This is a genomic window from Kineococcus terrestris, assembly GCF_041020755.1.
GTDB classification, from domain to species: domain Bacteria; phylum Actinomycetota; class Actinomycetes; order Actinomycetales; family Kineococcaceae; genus Kineococcus; species Kineococcus terrestris.
This window is the reverse complement of record NZ_JBEUEI010000023.1, coordinates 47,470-64,988: the sequence shown is the minus strand read 5'-3', so window position 1 is coordinate 64,988 and position 17,519 is coordinate 47,470. Positions and strand designations below refer to the sequence as shown.

Sequence of the window (17,519 nt, the reverse complement as noted above, 5' to 3'; positions counted from 1 at the left end):
CGCGCGATGCGCCCGGCCGCGCGCCCGCCCGCCGCGCGGCGGCCGCGCACGCGCGGGGCGGCGCCCCCCCCCCGCCCCCCCCCCCCCCGCTCCGTCAGCGGCGGGCCAGGCGCCGGCCGCTGGGGGTGTCGGCGGGGGTGTAGTCCAGGCCGTAGTGGGCGTAGATGCGCGGCTCGTCGTCCGGGCCGAGCTCCTCGTCGGTGGCGAAGGCCGGTGCGGCCTTGACGGTCTCCTTGGGGAACGCCACGCGGACGTCGTGCCGGCCGACCGCGGCCTGGTCCAGCGGCACCATGACCACCTTCTTGAACCCCACGACCCCGGTCTCGACGGCCGCGAACAGCCACTCGTCGGTGGCGGCGTCGACGTACACGGACGCGAGGGTGCCGATCTTGGCGTCGGTGACGTCGGTCACCGCGGCGCCCTTCCACTGGTTGAGGTCCTGCACCAGGATGGTCATGGCGTCACTGTGCCGTCGCCGCGGGTGCGCGGCCACCCGGTCGGCGCCGGCACCTCCACGAGTGCTCCACACACCCCCGACAGCGCGCCGACGCGCGCCGTCCGGCCGGGGGCGGAGCGGGTGCCACCATGGACGGCGGCATGAGCGAGCAGAGCACCGGACCCGTCCGTCTGACCATCCCCTGGCTGCAGATCTGCGCGGGCGCCCTGGCCGCCGTCACCTCGGCGCTGGTGCTCGCGGGGGCCCGCAGCCTCGGCACCCTGGGCACCCTCCTGGGCGCGGCGCTGGGCAGCGTCGCCGCCTCGACGGCGGCCGCGGTCTACAACCACTACCTGGGGGTCAGCCGGGAGCGGGTGGCCGACGCGGCGCGGCGCGCCCGCGAGCGGCGCACCGCCCCGCTGCCCGTCCCGCCCGCCCAGGACCGGCACCCCGAGCGCGAGGACCCGCCCGCCGAGGACCCCGCGCCCGCCGCGGGACCGCCCGGCCGGGAGCCGGGGGACGGGGTCGGGGAGCCCGCCACGCCCGCCACGCCCGCCACGCCCGTCCGGCCCGCCCGCGCGCGGCGCCGGGTCGGCCGCCGGCACGCCGTCCTCGTCGGCGCGGCCGCGTTCGCCGTCTCCGTCGGCGGCATCGCCGCGTGGGAGTACACCAGCGGCCAGACGGTCACGTCGGTGCGGCAGGGCACCGCGGGCAGCGGGGAGGTCGAGCGCGGCGTCCTCGGCGGCAGCATCACCCCGTCGCCCGCGGACCCTTCCACCGGGGAGCCCTCCACCGGGGAGCCGGCCACCCCGGGCGGCGAGCCGACGTCCACGGGCACGGCGACGGACGGCACGAGCACGGACGGGCCGACCGCGAGCGGGACGGCGACGCCGGAGCGCAGCGGGGGGACGACGCCCGGGCCCACCGCGACGGGCTCGGCGTCCGGGTCCCCGTCGTCCTCGCCCGGCACGGCCACGGCCGACCCGACGGGGGACCCGGGCTCGGCCGCCGGCGACGGGTCGGCCGCGCAGGACGCGGAGGCGGCCGCCGCCGACGGCACCGGCGCGGGCACCGGCGCGGGCACCGGCGCGGGCACCGCCGTGGTCGAGGAGGCCGCGGCGAGCGCCCCCACCGCCGCGCCCGGGGCGGGCTGAGCGCACCCGCCGCCCGCAGCGGGTCAGCGGGTCTGCGGGGCCAGCTTGCGGCGCAGCTGCTCGGGCACCAGCTCGAGCATCTCGTCGGGCAGCAGCGGCAGGTCCAGCAGGCTGAGCTTGACCCGCGAGCGGCGCCCGTGCCCGCCGGGGTCCATCCGGATGACGTGCCCGGCGTCGCGCTCGGCGACCACGTCGACGACCGAGCCCGGCGCCAGCGGCCCCGCGTCGATGCCGTCGACCTCCACGGCGGGGGTGCCGGAGGACTCCATGAGCTCCAGGCGCACCGGCTCGTCGACCCCCAGCACGATCGAGCGGGAGATCCCCGACATCGGCGCCACGGGCGTCACGACGAGGGTGTCGGCGCCGGGGGAGACCACCGGGCCGCCCGCGGCGTAGCTGTAGGCCGTCGAGCCGGACGGGGTGGACAGCACCACGGCGTCGCAGCGCAGGTAGCCGATGCGCTGCCCGGCCACGCTGAGCGCGGCGGACACGGTGCCGCGGCCCGGGACGCGCGCGATGGCCACGTCGTTGAAGGCGACGGCCTCGCGCCCGGGCAGGCCGGTGCGCAGGCACAGGTGCGGCTCGACGGTGAAGTCCTTGCGGGCGATGCGTTCCAGCGCGGCGGGCAGCTCGCGCGGCTCCAGCTCGACGAGGAACCCCAGGTGGCCGAGGTTGACGCCCAGCACGGGGATGCCGCGGCCGACGACCAGGCGCAGCGCGCCGAGCATGGTGCCGTCCCCGCCGAGGCTGACGACGGCGTCGACGGTGCGCAGGAACTCGGCCTCGGTGACGGTCGGCACGTCCTCGGGCAGCCGGCCGGCGTCGCGCTGCAGGCCGACGACGTGCCCCTCGTGCTCGCGGGCCCAGCCGGCCACCACGGCCGCCGTCGCGGCGGTGTCGCGCACCGGGTGCACGACCAGTCCGAGCCGCCGACCGCGCACGCCCTGCTCCACGCCGCTCACGCTAACCGCGCGCCCGCGCCGGTCCTCACGCGCCCCGGCGGGCCGCGCTGCGGTGGCGGGCCAGCGGCACGACCAGCGGGGTGCCCGTCTCCGGGTCGGGCACGACGACGCAGGGCAGGCCGAAGACGCGCTCGACGAGCTCGGCGGTGACGACCTCGCGCGGGTCGCCCTGCGCCATGACCCGCCCGCCCTTGAGCGCGACGAGGTGGGTGGCGTACCGGCAGGCGTGGTTGAGGTCGTGCAGGACGGCGACCAGCGTGCGGCCCTGCTCCTCGTGCAGCGTGGCCAGCAGGTCCAGGACCTCGATCTGGTGGGCGATGTCGAGGAACGTGGTCGGCTCGTCCAGCAGCAGCAGCGGCGTCTCCTGCGCCAGCGCCATCGCGATCCAGACCCGCTGGCGCTGCCCGCCGGACAGCTCGTCGACGGCGCGGTCGGCGAGGTCCTCCACGTGGGTGCTGGCCATGGCCGCGTCCACGGCCCGCTCGTCGTCGCGGGTCCACTGCCGCAGCAGCTTCTGGTGCGGGAAGCGACCGCGGGCCACGAGGTCGGCCACGGTGATGCCCTCGGGCGCCGACGCCGTCTGCGGCAGCAGGCCCAGGCGCCGGGCGACCTCCTTGGACGGCAGGGAGCGGATGTGCTCGCCGTCGAGCAGGACGTGCCCGCTCGTCGGCTTGAGCATGCGGGCCAGCGCCCGCAGCAGGGTCGACTTGCCGCAGGCGTTGGGGCCGACGACGACGGTGAAGGAGCCGTCGGGCACCTCCAGCGACAGGCCGCGGGCGATGGTGCGCTCGTCGTAGGCGAGCGTGAGGTCCTGCCCGCGCAGGCGCGCGGTGCCGGGCCGGACGGGCCCGGTGGGCCCGGTGGAGGTGGTCAGCGCGGTCACGGGCGGATCGGTCTCCGGGGTCGGGGCGGGAGCGGGGACGGGCGCGGGCCGGCGGCGGCGGGGCAGGGACGGCACGGCGGCTCAGCCGAGCCCGCGTCGCCACTGGGCGACGAGCAGCCAGCACAGGTACAGCCCGCCCACGGCGCCGGTCATGACGCCCACGGGCAGCTGCACGGGGGAGAAGAGCCGCTGCGCGGCCAGGTCGCTCAGCAGCAGCAGCACCGCCCCGGTCAGGCCGGCGGCGACCAGCCCGCTGCCCACGGCCCCGGTCAGCCGGCGGGCCACCTGCGGGGCGGCCAGGGCGATGAAGGCGATCGGCCCGGCGGCCGTGGCGGCCAGCGCGGTGACGGCGACGGCCGCGGCCAGCACCGCCAGCTTGAGGCGGTCCACGCGCACCCCCAGCGCCCGGGCGGCGTCGTCGCCGAGGTCGAGGACGGTCAGGGAGCGGCCCAGCACCAGCAGCACGGGCAGCAGGACGGCCAGCCCGGCGGCCAGCGGCAGCGCCTGGTCCCAGCCGCGCGCGTTGAGGCTGCCGGTGATCCACAGCTGCGCGGCCTGCGCCTGCTCCACCCGCGAGCGCGTCAGCAGGTAGTTGTTGACGGCGATGAGCACGGCGCTGACGCCGATGCCGACGAGGATCAGCCGGTAGCCCTGCAGGCCCCCGCGCACCGACAGCGCGTAGACGAGGGCCGCGTTGGCGAAGCCGCCGACCAGGGCGCCGAGCGGGACGGCCGAGCCGGTGCCGCCGAGGACGAGGAGCACCACGAGGGCGCCCGTGACGGCGCCGTGGGTGAAGCCGATGACGTCGGGGCTGCCGAGCGGGTTGCGGGTGACCTGCTGGAACACCGCCCCGGCCACGCCGAGCGCGACGCCCACCAGGACGCCGACGACGACGCGCGGCAGGCGCAGCCCCGTGACGACGAACGCGTCCGCGGGCCGGCCCTGCCCCAGCAGGGCGCTGACGGCCTGCGGGACGGTCAGCGGGTAGTCGCCGGTGGTCAGCAGCACCGCCACCACGGCGGCCAGCGCCGCCAGCAGGCCCGCGCACACGAGCGCGGTGCGGCCCTCCAGGCGGACGCTGAAGCGCGCCCCGGTGCGCCCGCGCAGGGTGCGGCCGCGGCGGGCGCGGTCGGCGACCCCCGTGGGCCGGGTCAGCGGCCCGGGCCGGACGTCGACGCTCACAGCTGCGCCAGCCGGCGGCGCCGGACGAGGGCCACCAGGACGGGCGCGCCGAGGACCGCGGCCACGATGCTCACCTCCAGCTCGCCGGGGCGCACGACGACCCGGCCGATCACGTCGCCCAGCAGCAGCAGGCCGGGGGCCAGCAGCGTGGACAGGGGCAGGACCCAGCGCTGGTCCGGGCCGGTCAGGGCCCGCACCAGGTGGGGGACGGCCAGGCCGACGAAGGCGACCGGGCCCACCGCGGCGGTCGCCGACCCGCACAGCAGCGTCACGGCCAGCGCCGTCAGGACGCGGGTGCGGGTCACCGAGGCGCCCAGCGCGCGCCCGGAGTCCACGCCCAGGGCGAGGGCGTTCAGCGGGCGCACCTGGCTCAGGCCCAGGGCGGTGCCGACGAGGACGAAGGGGGCCAGCTGGGCCACGACGGCGGCGTCCTGGCCGGCCAGGGAGCCGACCTGCCAGAAGCGGAACCGGTCGAAGGTGCGCTGGTCCAGCAGGATCCACGCGGTCGTGTAGGCGGTCAGCGCGGCGGTGACGGCCGTGCCGGCCAGCGCCAGGCGCACGGGCGTGGCCCCGCCGCGGCCCGCGGAGCCGATGACGTAGACGGCCACGGAGACGACGGCCGCGCCGAGCATCGCGAACCACACCAGCTGCAGGCGCGAGGTGAGGCCGAGGACCGCCAGCGCGGTGACCATGGCGGCGGCGGCGCCGGCGTTGACGCCGAGCAGGCCGGGGTCGGCCAGGGGGTTGCGGGTCAGCGCCTGCATGAGCGCCCCGGACAGCCCCAGGGCGGCGCCGACGAGGAGCCCGGCCAGGGTGCGCGGCACGCGCAGCTCGCGCACGACGAGGGCGTCCTGGCCGGTGGCGGTGCCGCGCAGGGCGTCCCAGACGGTGCCCAGGGGGACGTCGCGGGAGCCGACGGCCAGGCTGGCGACCACCGCGGCCAGCAGGACGAGCGCGGCCAGGCCGAGCACCGCGCCGCGCCCGTGCCGCCGTCCGCCGGGCCGGCGCCGCGGTGGTGGCGGGGCCGCCGCGGCGGGCAGCGGGCTCGTCGAGGTGGCCACGAGGTGAGGTTAGCCTACCCGTCGCAGGGGCGGGGGTCGCCGCCCGCGGCTCAGGTCCCGCCCTCCCCGGCCGATCGGGGCAGCGGGTCCCGTGCGGCATGATGGGTCCCCGGCGGGCGCGCCACCAGGTGCGGCCCGCGGTCGAGTGTTCAGCGCCGTCGCGGCGCGCAGGTCCCTCCTCACCGGAGCGCGGTCGGGCACCACGGCCACCCCGTCGTCCCGAGAGGAACCCGTGAGCACCTCCGCGTCCAGCGGCCCCCGCACGTCCACCGACCCCCGCACCACCCCCACCACGAACCCCTTCGCGACCCCCGCCGGCGCGCCCGGCGAGGGCGTGCCCGCCCCCCGTCGCCGCCGTCGCGGCGGCCGCGGGCGCGGCGGGCAGTCCGCCGCCGCGAACAGCACGACCACCGCGGCGGCCGTCCCCGCCCCGCGCGCCGACGAGCGCCCCGCCGCGCAGCCGGCCGCGCAGCCCGCCGGGCAGCCGGCCGCCCAGCCCACCGACGGGGCCCCCCAGGACGGGCGCGGCTTCGCCGAGCTCGGCGTGCCCGCCCCCCTCGTCGCCTCGCTGGCCGAGCGCGGCGTCACCGCGCCCTTCCCGATCCAGGCCGCGACGCTGCCGGACTCCCTGGCCGGTCGCGACGTCCTGGGCCGCGGGCGCACCGGCTCCGGCAAGACCATCGCCTTCGCGCTGCCGCTGGTGGCGCGCCTGGCCGCCTCCACGCGCCCGCGCCGCGCCACCCGCCCGCGCAGCCTCGTGCTGGTGCCCACCCGCGAGCTGGCCAGCCAGGTCGCCGCCACCCTGACCCCGCTGGCCGCGGCCGTCGGCCTGCGCACCACCGTCGTCTTCGGCGGCGTGGGGCAGAACCCGCAGGTCAGCGCGCTGCGCGAGGGCGTCGACGTGCTCGTGGCCTGCCCGGGCCGCCTGGAGGACCTCGTCCGCCAGGGGCACTGCCGGCTGGACGCCGTCGAGGTCACCGTCCTCGACGAGGCCGACCACATGGCCGACCTGGGCTTCCTGCCCGGCGTCAAGCGGCTGCTGGACGCCACGCCCGTCGTGGGCCAGCGGATGCTGTTCTCCGCCACCCTCGACGGCGGGGTGGACGTCCTGGTGCGCCGCTACCTGTCCGAGCCCGTGACGCACTCGGTCGACCCGGCCGTCGCGCCCGTCTCGACCATGGAGCACCACGTCCTGGAGGTGCCCGCCGACGGCAAGGGCGGTCTCGTGCGCGACCTGGCCTCCGGCCGCGGGCGCACCGTGCTGTTCACCCGCACCAAGCACGGGGCGAAGAAGCTGGCCAAGCAGCTGACCGCCTCCGGCGTGCCGGCCGTGGACCTGCACGGCAACCTCAGCCAGAACGCCCGCGAGCGCAACCTCGGCGCGTTCACCGACGGCTCGGTCAAGGTCCTCGTGGCCACCGACATCGCCGCCCGCGGCATCCACGTCGACGAGGTCGGCCTCGTCGTGCACGTGGACCCGCCCACCGAGCACAAGGCGTACCTGCACCGCTCCGGGCGCACGGCGCGCGCCGGCGCCGGCGGCACCGTCGTCACCGTCTGCACGCCCGACCAGCGCGGCGACGTGCGCACGCTGGCCAGGCAGGCCGGCATCAGCCCCCGCTGGAGCGCCGCCGCGGCCGGCGCCCCCGTCGTCGACGGCCTCGTCGGCCCGCGCGCCGAGCACGTGGACCCGGCCAGCGCGCCGGTGCCGCAGGCCCCGGCCCAGCCGCAGCGGCGCCGCACGGCCCCGCCGGCCGCTCCCGCCGGTCGCGGCGGGGAGGGCGCCGGCGCGTCCCGCCGCCGTCGCGGCGGCCGCGGTCGCAGCGGTGCCCGTCCCCAGGGCGCCTGAGGCCCCCTCGCGAGCCCGGTCCCGCCCGCCCCGCCGCCCGGCGGCGCGGGCGGGTGGGACCGTGACGGGGTGCTGACGCCCGACCTGCTCGGTTCCCTGCCCGTCGGCGCCGTCGTCCCGCAGCTGCTCGAGGCGCTGGAGGGCGCCGGGACCGCCGTCCTGCAGGCCCCGCCCGGCACCGGCAAGACGACCCTCGTGCCGCTGGCGCTGGCCGGTGCGCTGCCGGGCGGCCGCGTGGTCGTCGCCGAGCCGCGCCGGGTGGCCGCCCGCGCCGCCGCCGCCCGCTCGGCGGCCCTGCTGGGCGAGGAGGTCGGCGGCCGCGTCGGCTTCGCCGTGCGCGGCGAGCGGCGCACGAGCGCGGCCACCCGCGTCGAGGTCGTCACCACGGGCCTGCTGCTGCGGCGCCTGCTGCGCGACCCCGAGCTGCCCGGCGTCGCCGCCCTCGTCCTCGACGAGGTCCACGAGCGGCACCTGGACACCGACCTGGCCCTGGCGCTGGCGCTGGAGTCGCGGGCCGTGCTGCGCCCGGACCTGCGGCTGCTGTGCGCGTCGGCGACGGTGGAGGCCGCTCGCGTGGCGGCCCTGCTCGGCGGGACCGGCGGGCCGGCCCCCGTCGTCACCGCGACGGCCGCCGTCCACCCCCTCGACGTGCGCTGGTGCCCGCCGCCGCGTCCGGTGCGCCCGCCCGAGGGCCTGCGGGTGGACCCGGCCCTGCTCGACCACGTCGCCGCGCTGACCGCGACCGCCCTGGCGGAGCTGGCCGGCGACGTCCTCGTCTTCGCCCCCGGCGCGGGGGAGGTGGCCGCGCTGGCCGCCCGGCTGCACCGGCTGCCGGCGGCCCGCGACGTCGACGTCGTCGCCCTGCACGGCCGGCTGGGCGCCCGCGAGCAGGACGCCGCGCTGCGCCCGGGAGCCCACCGGCGCGTCGTGCTGGCCACCGCCGTGGCCGAGTCGAGCCTGACCGTGCCGGGGGTCCGGGTCGTCGTCGACGCCGGCCTGGCCCGGGTGCCCCGCACCGACCACGCCCGCGGCCTGGCGGGGCTGGACACCGTGCGGGTCTCGCGCGCGGCCGCCGACCAGCGCGCCGGCCGCGCCGCCCGCGAGGCGCCCGGCACCGTGCTGCGGGCGTGGTCGCGCGCCGACCACGCCCTGCTGCCGGCCCACCCCGACCCCGAGATCGCCACCGCCGACCTGAGCGCCTTCGCGCTGACCAGCGCCGCCTGGGGCGCGGGGGAGGACCTGCCGCTGCTGGACCCGCCGCCGCCCGGCCCGCTGGCCGCCGCGCACCGGACGCTGCGCGTGCTGGGCGCCCTCGACGACGACGGGCGCGTCACACCGCTGGGACGGGTGCTGGCCGGGACCGGTCTGCACCCGCGGCTGGCCCGCGCCCTGCACGAGGGGGCGCCGCGGGTGGGGCGGCGCCGCTGCGCGGAGGTCGTGGCGCTGTTGTCCGAGGACGGTCTCGCGCGCGGCACCGACGACCTCGTCGCCGCCTGGCGGCGGCTGCGCGCGCAGCCCGGCACGCCCGAGGCGCGCCGCTGGGAGGCCGAGGTGCGGCGCCTGCTGCGCGAGCTGCCCGACGGGGCGGGCGGGGACGGGGCGGGCGGACCGCCCGACGACCTGGCGGCCGGCGAGGTCGTCGCCCTGGCCCACCCCGAGCGGATCGCCCGCCGCCGCGGCGCGGGCCTGCTCACGGTCGGCGGCGGCGGGCTGGAGACCGCGCCCGGCTCGGCGTGGGAGGGCGCCGGGTGGCTGGCCGTGGCCGAGGCCGACGCCGGGATCGGCACCGGCCGGGCCGCGGGCCGGGTCCGCCTGGCGGCGCCGCTGGACGAGGCGACCGCGCTGCGGGTGGCCGCGCGCGAGCGCGCGCGGGACGAGGTGGTCGCCTGGCGCGAGGAGCGGGTCGTCGCCGAGCGGGTGGACCGGCTCGGCGCCGTGGTGCTGTCCCGCTCGCCGCTGCCGCGGCCCGACCCGGCGGCGGTGAGCGCGGTGCTGCTGGACGTGCTGCGCCGCGACGGGCTGGAGCGGCTGGGCTGGTCGCCGGTGGCCCGGTCGCTGCGGGCGCGGCTGGCCGCCTGCCGGGCCGCGCTGGGCGAGCCGTGGCCGGACGTGGGCACCGCGGCGCTGCTGGAGCGGGCCGGCGAGTGGCTGCTGCCCGCGCTGGCCGGGGCGCGCACCGCGCGGGACCTGGCCGCCGTCGACGCGGGCGCCGCGCTGCGCGCCCTGCTGCCGTGGCCGGCGGCCGCGCGCCTGGACGAGCTGGCCCCCGAGGCCGTCGCCGTGCCCAGCGGCCGGCGCGCGCGGCTGACGTGGCCGGAGGACCCGCCCCGGGACGGGGAGGACCCCGCGCCCCCGGTCCTGGCGGTCAAGCTGCAGGAGGTCTTCGGCTGGACGACCTCCCCGCGCGTGCTGGACGGGCGGGTGGCCGTCGTCCTGCACCTGCTGTCGCCGGCCGGGCGCCCGCTGGCGGTCACCAGCGACCTGGCCTCCTTCTGGGCCGGGCCGTACGCGCAGGTGCGCGCCGAGAACCGCGGCCGCTACCCGAAGCACCCGTGGCCGCAGGACCCGCTGACCGCGACGGCGACCTCCCGCACGACGCGGGCCGCCGCCCGGACCTACGATCACGGATCGTGACCACCCGGCCCGCGCTGCGGACGCTCGACGTCGTGGTGGTCGGCGCCGGGCAGGGCGGGCTGTCGGCGGCCTGGTTCCTGGAGCGCGCGGGCCTGCGGCCAGGCCGGGACTTCACCGTCCTGGACGGCGGCGAGGCCCCCGGCGGCGCGTGGCGGCACCGCTGGCCGTCCCTGCGGATGGAGCGCGTGCACGGCGTGCACGACCTGCCGGGCCTGCCGATGGGGCACGTCGACCCGCGCGAGCGCGCCGCCGACGTCGTGCCGGACTACTTCGCCGCCTACGAGGAGCTGCTGGGTCACCCCGTCGAGCGGCCCGTGCACGTCCTGGAGGTCCGCCGCGGCGGCCCGCGCCTGCTGGTCGTCACGGACGCCGGGACGGTCGCGGCGCGCGCCGTCGTCAGCGCCACCGGCACCTGGAGCCGGCCGTTCTGCCCGTGGTACCCGGGGCGCGACGTCTTCGCCGGCCGGCAGCTGCACACCGCGCAGTACCGCGGCCCGGAGGAGTTCCGCGGGCAGCGCGTGGTGGTCGTCGGCGGCGGCGCCTCCGCGGTGGAGCACCTGCTGGAGCTGGACGGCGTGGCGGAGACCACCTGGGTCACCCGCGGCGAGCTGCGGGTGCGCGAGGACTTCGCCGACGAGGCCGTGCGCCGCGAGGCCGTGGCCGTGGTCGCCGACCGCGTGGCGGCGGGTCGCCCGCCGGGCAGCGTCGTCTCGGCCACCGGCCTCGTGCTGACCCCGCAGGTGGCGGCGCTGCGCGAGCGGGGGCTGCTGCACCGGCGCCCGCCGCCGCGCCGCCTGGTCGCCGACGGCCTGGAGTGGGACGACGGCACCCGCCTGCCGGTGGACGCCGTGCTGTGGGCGACGGGCTTCCGGCCCGCGCTGGACCACCTGCGCCCGCTGCGGCTGCGCGAGCGCGGCGGCGGGGTGCGGGTGGCGGGCACCCGCGCGGTGGCCGAGCCGCGGCTGCACCTGGTCGGCTACGGGCCCTCCGCCAGCACGGTCGGCGCCTCCCGCGCGGCGCGCGAGGCCGTGCGGGAGCTGGTGCGCGACGTCCTCGCCGGGCGCTGAGCCTCGTCTCGCCTGTCGAGACCGACGTACCAGATGCTGGACGCGACGCGGGCCGCCCGCCAGGGTCCGGCCATGACCACGACGCCCGGGTACGTCCACGGCCACGCGGCCGCGGTGCGCCGCTCGCACGCGCACCGCACGGCGGAGAACTCCGCCGCCCACCTGCTGCCCCACCTGGTGCCCGGGCTCGACCTGCTCGACGTCGGCTGCGGCGTCGGCACCCTGACCGCCGACCTCGCCGCCCGCGTCGCCCCCGGCCGGACCGTCGGCGTCGACGCGGCCGCCGGTGTGCTGGCCGACGCCGCCGCGGCCGCCCGCGAGCGCGGGGTCGCCGTCGAGCTGGCCGTCGCCGAGGCCGGCGCGCTGCCCTTCGCCGACGGCGTCTTCGACGTCGTGCACGCCCACCAGGTGCTGCAGCACCTGGCCGACCCCGTCGCGGCCCTGCGCGAGATGGCCCGGGTGTGCCGGCCCGGCGGCCTGCTGGCCGTGCGCGAGGCCGACTACGCCTCCGTGCACGCCCACCCCGACCCGCCCGGGCTGCGCACGTGGGGCGAGGCGTACGCCCGCGCGGCCCGCGCCGCCGGCGGCGACCCCGACGCCGGCGCCCACCTGCTCGCCCTGGCCCGCGCGGCCGGGCTCGCCGAGCGCGGCGAGCTCGTGCCCAGCGCCTCGGTGTGGCTGTTCGCCACGCCCGCCGACCGGGCCTGGTGGGGCGGCACGTGGGCCGAGCGCACGGAGGGCGAGCCGCTGGCCGGGCGCCTGCGGGCCGCCGGTGCGGGCGAGGACGACCTGCGGGCGGCGGGCGCCGCCTGGCGGGAGTGGGCCGCGCACCCCGACGGCTGGATGACGATGACCCACGGCGAGCTGCTCGTGCGCCTGCGCTGAGGAGGGCCGCTCACCGGGAGCCCGCGCGCCTCAGGAGCCGGTGCGCTCCCACGCGAAGGCGTGCCGCGGGTCCCAGGTGCGCGAGCAGCGCGTGCACGAGGACGCCCGCGCCGGGCGCCGGTGCCGGGTGACGGTGTGCCCGGCGGGGCACGTGCCCGTCCACGCGCCCGGCAGCCGCGGCGCCGAGGGCGGCAGGGTGCGCCGGTCGTCGCCGCCGATGCGGCGCACCCGCGCGCGCCAGACGGCGTCGTGCCCGTGCTCGGGGCCCACCAGCGCGTGCGCGACCTCGTGCAGGACGGTCAGCCGCACCTCCTCCTCGCCGTGCAGCGCGGTCAGCGGCCGGCTCAGCCCGATCTCGCGCCGGTGCGCTCGGCAGACGCCCGCGCGCGTGCGCGCCCGGTCCAGCACGACCGTCCAGTCCCGCAGCCCGTGCTCGTCCAGCACCCGCCGCGCCATCGCCACCGCCGCGACCACGTCCACCCGCGTCCGCTCCCGTCCCCCGCGCCGCGGGCCCGTCCCGCCGGCGCCGGGCAGTCCACCACGCGGCCCCGACGCGCCCGCGCCCGGCGCGCCGCCCCGCGCCGGCCGTGGCAGCCTCGCGGGGTGCCCGACGCCGTGGTGGTGGGGGCGGGGCCCAACGGGCTGGCCGCCGCGCTCGTGCTGGCCCGCGCCGGGCTGGAGGTGGAGGTGCGCGAGCGCTCCGGGACCGTCGGCGGTGCCGCGAGCACCCGGGAGCTGACGCTGCCCGGGCACTGGCACGACGTGGGCTCCGCCGTGCACCCGATGGCGCTGGCCTCGCCGTTCTTCCGCGCCGTGGACCTGCCCTCGCTGGGGGTGGAGCTGCTGCAGCCCGACGTCGCCTACGCCCACCCCCTGGACGGCGGCCGCGCCGCGCTGGCGCTGCGGGACCTGGACGCCACCGCCGAGGGCCTGGGCGCCGACGGCCCGGCGTGGCGGGGCCTGCTCGGCCCGCTGGTGCGCCGCTGGCGCGAGGTCGTCGACCTGGCCCTGGGGGACCTGCGCCACCCCGCGCCCCGGCCCGCCGCCGCGCTGCGGCTGGCGCTGGCGGTCGCCGAGCAGGGCGGCCCGGCGTGGGGGGCCCGCTTCGGCGGCGACCTGGCCCCGGCGCTGCTGACCGGGGTGGCCGCGCACGCCGTGGCCCCGCCGCGCGCGCCCGGCCCGGCGGGCGCGGGGCTGCTGCTGGCGACGCTGGCGCACGCCGTGGGCTGGCCGGTGCCGCGCGGCGGCTCGCAGAGCGTCAGCGACGCGCTGGCCGGCGAGGTGCGCCGGCTGGGCGGGCGCGTCGTGCTGGACGCGCCGGTGACGTCCCTGGCCGAGCTGCCGCCCGCGCGCGCGGTCCTGCTGGACGTCCTGCCGGGCGCGCTGGCCCGGATGGCACCGCAGCTGCCGTCCGGGTACGCGGCGCGGCTGCGCCGCTGGCGGCACCGCTCGGCGGCCTCGCCCGTGCACTTCGTCCTGGACGGCCCGGTCCCCTGGGCGGCCCCGGGCGTGGACCGCGCCGGGACGGTGCACGTGGGCGGCCCGCGCGGGGAGGTGGTCGCCGCCGAGCGCGACGTCGCGGCCGGCCGGCACGCCCGGCGCCCCTACGTGCTGCTGTCGCAGCCGTCGCTGCTCGACGGCGGGCGGGCCCCGGCGGGCCGCTCGACGCTGTGGACGTACGCGCACGTGCCGTTCGGCTCGACGCTGGACGTGGGGGAGGCGGTGCAGCGGCAGGTGGAGCGCTTCGCGCCGGGCTTCTCCGACCGGGTGCTGCACCGCACGGCCGTGCCCGCCGCCGAGCTGGAGCGGGGCAACCCGAACCTGCCCGGCGGGGACGTCACGGGCGGGGCGGTCACGCCGTGGCAGCTGCTCGCGCGGCCGGTGCCGCGCTGGGACCCGTACCGGACGCCGCTGGAGGGGGTGTACCTGTGCTCGGCGGCGACCCCGCCGGCCTCGGGAGTGCACGGCATGTGCGGCGTGCACGCGGCGCGGCGCGCGCTGCGGCAGCGGTTCGGGATCGTGGTGGGCCCCGACGGGCTGACGCCCGGCTGAGGCCGGTGGAGAGGTGGGTGCCCCCGGCAGGACTCGAACCTGCGCACACGGCTCCGGAGGCCGATGCTCTATCCGCTGAGCTACGGGGGCGCAGCGAGCGAGGTGGACACTACCAGCGCCGCGCCCGCGGACCGACCACGGACCCCTCGACCGGCCCCTCGACCGGCCCGGTCTGGCCCGCGGACGGCGGCGGGGAGGGTCCGGGCCCGCCGGTAGGCTCGGGGCGTGACCCCCGCCGAGCTCTCCTCCGCCCTGAGGGACGCCCTGACCGCGGCCGTCGCCGCCGGCGAGCTGTCCCTGGACCCCGCCGACGTCCCGGCGGACGTGCGGGTGGAGCGCCCCAAGAACCGCGACCACGGCGACTGGGCGACCAGCGTCGCCCTGCAGCTGGCCAAGCGCGCCGGCCGCCCGCCGCGCGAGGTCGCCGACGTCCTGCACGCGCGCCTGCTCCAGGTGCCCGGTGTGCGGGCCGTGGACGTCGCCGGTCCCGGGTTCCTCAACGTGACGCTCGAGGCCGCCGCCGCGGGCGAGCTGGCCCGCGCCGTCGTCGAGGCCGGCGAGCGCTTCGGCACCGCGGCCGCCCCGACCGGCGAGCGCGTGAACCTGGAGTTCGTCTCGGCCAACCCCACGGGCCCGATCCACCTGGGCGGCACCCGCTGGGCCGCGGTCGGCGACTCCCTGGCGCGCGTCCTCACCGCCACCGGCGCGCAGGTGACGCGCGAGTACTACTTCAACGACCACGGCGCGCAGATCGACCGGTTCGCCCGCTCGCTGCTTGCCCGGGCGCACGGCGAGCCCGCCCCCGAGGACGGCTACGGCGGCGACTACGTCGGCGAGATCGCCGACGCCGTCCTGGCCCGCGTGCCGGACCTGCTGCAGCGCCCGCGCGACGAGCAGCAGGAGGTGTTCCGCCGCGAGGGCGTGGACCTCATGTTCACCGAGATCAAGCAGAGCCTGGCCGAGTTCGGCGTGCGGTTCGACGTCTACTTCCACGAGGACTCCCTGCACGCCTCCGGCGCCGTGCAGCGCGCCGTGGACAAGCTGCGCGAGCTGGGCCGGGTCTACGACGCCGACGGCGCGGTGTGGTTGCGCACCAGCGACTTCGGCGACGACAAGGACCGCGTCGTCATCAAGAGCGACGGGAACCCGGCGTACATCTCCGGCGACCTGGCCTACTACCTCGACAAGCGCGAGCGGGGTTTCGACCGGGCGGTCATCATGCTCGGCGCGGACCACCACGGCTACATCGGCCGGATGATGGCGATGTGCGCCGCGTTCGGCGACGAGCCGGGGGTGAACCTGGAGATCCTCATCGGGCAGATGGTGAACCTCGTCAAGGACGGCGCCCCGGTCCGGATGAGCAAGCGCGCCGGGACGGTCGTCACCATGGAGGACCTCGTCGGCGCCGTCGGCGTGGACGCGGCCCGCTACTCGCTGGTGCGCTCCTCGGCGGACACCGCCATCGACGTCGACCTCGACCTGCTCGTCAAGCGCAGCAACGACAACCCCGTCTTCTACGTGCAGTACGCGCACGCGCGCACCTCGAACGTGGCGGTCAACGCCGCCGCCGCCGGGGTGCGCCGCGAGGACGCCTTCGACCCCTCGCTGCTCGTGGAGGAGACCGAGTCGCTGCTGCTGGCCGCGCTCGCGGAGTTCCCCGCGGTCGTGGCGCGGGCGGGCGAGCTGCGCGAACCGCACCGCGTCGCGCGCTACCTGGAGGAGCTGGCGGGGCGCTACCACAAGTTCTACGACGCGTGCCGGATCACCCCGCGCGCCGAGGAGGAGGTCCAGGACGTGCACCGCACCCGCCTGTGGCTGAACGACGCGACGCGGCAGGTCCTGGCCAACGGCCTCGGTCTGCTCGGCGTCTCGGCCCCGGAGCGCATGTAGTGGCCCCCTCGCACGAGGCCGGGACGCTGCACGCCCCCGGCAGCGGCCAGACCGCGATCGTCCCCTCCTGGCTGCGCGCGCCCGACGACGTCAACGAGCTGCTGCCCGCGCTGTGGGCGCGCACGGTCGAGCGCGGCGCGGACGGCGCGCTGCGGGTGGGCGGGGCCAGCGTCACCGACCTGGCCGCCACGCACGGCACGCCGCTGTTCGTCCTGGACGAGGTGGACTTCCGCGCCCGCGCCACGGCCTTCCGCGACGCGTTCGCCGACGCGTTCGCCGGCCTGTGCGGCGGCGCGGACGTGTACTACGCGGCGAAGTCGTTCATGGCCACCGGCGTGGGCCGCTGGCTGGCCGAGGACGGGCTGTCCCTGGACGCCGCGAGCGCCGGCGAGATGGAGCTGGGGCTGCGGGGCGGGGTGCCCGGTCCGCGGATCGCCTTCCACGGCAACAACAAGTCGCGCGCGGAGCTGCGCGGCGCCCTGGAGCGCGGGGTCGGGCGGGTCGTCGTCGACAACCTCACCGAGGTCGAGGTGCTGGCCGGCGTGGCCCGCGAGCTCGGCGTCGTGGCGCCGGTGATGATCCGCGTGACGGTCGGCGTGGAGGCGCACACGCACTCCTACATCGCCACCGCCCACGAGGACCAGAAGTTCGGGCTGTCGCTGGCCGGCGGCGGCGCGGAGGCCGCCGTGGCCGCCGTGCTGGCGCGCCCGGAGCTGCGGCTGCTGGGCCTGCACAGCCACATCGGCTCGCAGATCTTCGACATGTCCGGTTTCGAGGTCTCCGCGCGGCGCCTGCTGGGGCTGCACGCGCGCGTCGAGCGCGAGCACGGCGTCGCGATGCCGGAGGTGGACCTCGGCGGCGGGTACGGGATGGCGTACACCTCCGAGCACGAGCCGCTGGCGCCCGCGGAGATCGCGGGCCGGCTGGCGCAGATCGTGGAGCGCGAGTGCCGCGCCGAGGGCGTGGCGGTGCCGCGGGTGTCGGTCGAGCCGGGCCGCTCGATCTCGGGGCCGAGCACCTTCACCCTCTACGAGGTCGGCAACGTCAAGGACGTCGAGCTCGGCGGCGGTGCCAGCCGCCGCTACGTGGCCGTCGACGGCGGCATGAGCGACAACATCCGCACCGCCCTGTACGACGCGGACTACTCCGCGACGCTGGCCTCGCGCCGCTCGGACGCCCCGGCCGTCCTGAGCCGGGTCGTCGGCAAGCACTGCGAGAGCGGCGACGTCGTCGTCAAGGACGAGTTCCTGCCCGGGGACACCGGCCGCGGGGACCTCGTCGCCGTGCCCGGCACGGGCGCCTACTGCCGCAGCATGGCGAGCAACTACAACCAGCTGCCGCGCCCGGGCGTGGTCGCGGTGCGCGACGGCGCCGCGCGGGTCCTGGTGCGCCGCGAGACGCCGGAGGACCTCCTGGCGCTCGACGCGGGCTGAGCGGCCCGAGGGCTGGTCGGACCCCGCGGGG

Annotated in this window: 14 protein-coding genes and 1 tRNA gene; 8 read left to right on the top strand and 7 right to left on the bottom strand. The window is 79.1% G+C overall.

Translation table 11 applies throughout. The features are described 5' to 3' along the window. Positions 1 to 94: 94 nt before the first annotated feature. On the bottom strand, positions 95 to 457 hold the full coding sequence (locus AB8M62_RS14275) for a PRC-barrel domain-containing protein (RefSeq protein WP_369053731.1): 363 nt from the start codon (positions 455 to 457) through the stop codon (positions 95 to 97). Between the two features lie 140 nt (positions 458 to 597). Here AB8M62_RS14275 and AB8M62_RS14270 point away from each other — a divergent pair, with 140 nt between their 5' ends. Continuing rightward, positions 598 to 1,590, top strand: a complete 993-nt coding sequence (locus AB8M62_RS14270; RefSeq protein ID WP_369069983.1) for a hypothetical protein — start codon at positions 598 to 600, stop codon at positions 1,588 to 1,590. Between the two features lie 23 nt (positions 1,591 to 1,613). Here the strand turns inward: AB8M62_RS14270 and AB8M62_RS14265 are convergent, their stop codons facing one another. The 4 genes from AB8M62_RS14265 to AB8M62_RS14250 all read right to left on the bottom strand — a co-directional run bounded on the left by AB8M62_RS14265 (position 1,614) and on the right by AB8M62_RS14250 (position 5,678). Next, positions 1,614 to 2,543: an NAD(+)/NADH kinase gene (locus tag AB8M62_RS14265; RefSeq protein WP_373694952.1), complete on the bottom strand. Its 930-nt coding sequence runs from the start codon at positions 2,541 to 2,543 to the stop codon at positions 1,614 to 1,616. A gap of 34 nt (positions 2,544 to 2,577) precedes the next feature. Then, positions 2,578 to 3,435 carry an ABC transporter ATP-binding protein gene (locus AB8M62_RS14260; protein ID WP_373694951.1) on the bottom strand — a complete coding sequence of 286 codons (858 nt, stop codon included), beginning with the start codon at positions 3,433 to 3,435 and terminating at the stop codon, positions 2,578 to 2,580. An 81-nt stretch (positions 3,436 to 3,516) separates the two neighbouring features. Beyond that, entirely contained in the window at positions 3,517 to 4,617 is a 1,101-nt protein-coding gene (locus tag AB8M62_RS14255; RefSeq protein ID WP_369053735.1) for a FecCD family ABC transporter permease, read from the bottom strand. Continuing rightward, positions 4,614 to 5,678: an iron chelate uptake ABC transporter family permease subunit gene (locus AB8M62_RS14250; protein WP_369069982.1), complete on the bottom strand. Its 1,065-nt coding sequence runs from the start codon at positions 5,676 to 5,678 to the stop codon at positions 4,614 to 4,616. Before AB8M62_RS14250 ends, AB8M62_RS14255 begins: the two co-directional genes overlap by 4 nt. Positions 5,679 to 5,910: 232 nt before the next feature. On the opposite strand from AB8M62_RS14250, the gene AB8M62_RS14245 reads away from it, so the two are divergent. The 4 genes from AB8M62_RS14245 (at position 5,911) to AB8M62_RS14230 (ending at position 12,113) form a co-directional block, all read left to right on the top strand. Then, on the top strand, positions 5,911 to 7,527 hold the full coding sequence (locus AB8M62_RS14245) for a DEAD/DEAH box helicase (protein ID WP_373694950.1): 1,617 nt from the start codon (positions 5,911 to 5,913) through the stop codon (positions 7,525 to 7,527). A 72-nt stretch (positions 7,528 to 7,599) separates the two neighbouring features. Then, positions 7,600 to 10,161 carry an ATP-dependent helicase HrpB gene (hrpB, locus tag AB8M62_RS14240; protein WP_373694953.1) on the top strand — a complete coding sequence of 854 codons (2,562 nt, stop codon included), beginning with the start codon at positions 7,600 to 7,602 and terminating at the stop codon, positions 10,159 to 10,161. Next, entirely contained in the window at positions 10,158 to 11,228 is a 1,071-nt protein-coding gene (locus AB8M62_RS14235) for an NAD(P)-binding domain-containing protein (protein WP_369053740.1), read from the top strand. The genes hrpB and AB8M62_RS14235 overlap by 4 nt, the downstream gene beginning before the upstream one ends. Positions 11,229 to 11,300: 72 nt before the next feature. Next, positions 11,301 to 12,113, top strand: coding sequence for a methyltransferase domain-containing protein (locus AB8M62_RS14230; RefSeq protein ID WP_369069980.1), 813 nt, complete (start codon positions 11,301 to 11,303; stop codon positions 12,111 to 12,113). Between the two features lie 30 nt (positions 12,114 to 12,143). On the opposite strand, the gene AB8M62_RS14225 is transcribed toward AB8M62_RS14230, so the two are convergent. Further along, a complete protein-coding gene (locus tag AB8M62_RS14225) occupies positions 12,144 to 12,593 on the bottom strand; it encodes a SprT-like domain-containing protein (protein ID WP_369053743.1) in 450 nt (149 codons plus the stop codon). Between the two features lie 123 nt (positions 12,594 to 12,716). Between AB8M62_RS14225 and AB8M62_RS14220 the strand changes: the two genes are divergently transcribed. Next, complete coding sequence (locus AB8M62_RS14220; protein WP_369069979.1) at positions 12,717 to 14,165, top strand: phytoene desaturase family protein; 1,449 nt, start codon at positions 12,717 to 12,719, stop codon at positions 14,163 to 14,165. 18 nt (positions 14,166 to 14,183) lie between these two features. Here the strand turns inward: AB8M62_RS14220 and AB8M62_RS14215 are convergent. Then, positions 14,184 to 14,255: transfer RNA gene (locus AB8M62_RS14215), tRNA-Arg, on the bottom strand. Between the two features lie 135 nt (positions 14,256 to 14,390). Here AB8M62_RS14215 and argS point away from each other — a divergent pair. Together argS and lysA are read left to right on the top strand one after the other, a co-directional pair. Next, positions 14,391 to 16,055: an arginine--tRNA ligase gene (argS, locus tag AB8M62_RS14210; protein WP_369069977.1), complete on the top strand. Its 1,665-nt coding sequence runs from the start codon at positions 14,391 to 14,393 to the stop codon at positions 16,053 to 16,055. Then, positions 16,055 to 17,488 (top strand): diaminopimelate decarboxylase, encoded by a 1,434-nt coding sequence (gene lysA / locus AB8M62_RS14205; protein ID WP_369069976.1) that lies wholly within the window; start codon positions 16,055 to 16,057, stop codon positions 17,486 to 17,488. The genes argS and lysA overlap by 1 nt, the downstream gene beginning before the upstream one ends. Positions 17,489 to 17,519: the final 31 nt, after the last annotated feature.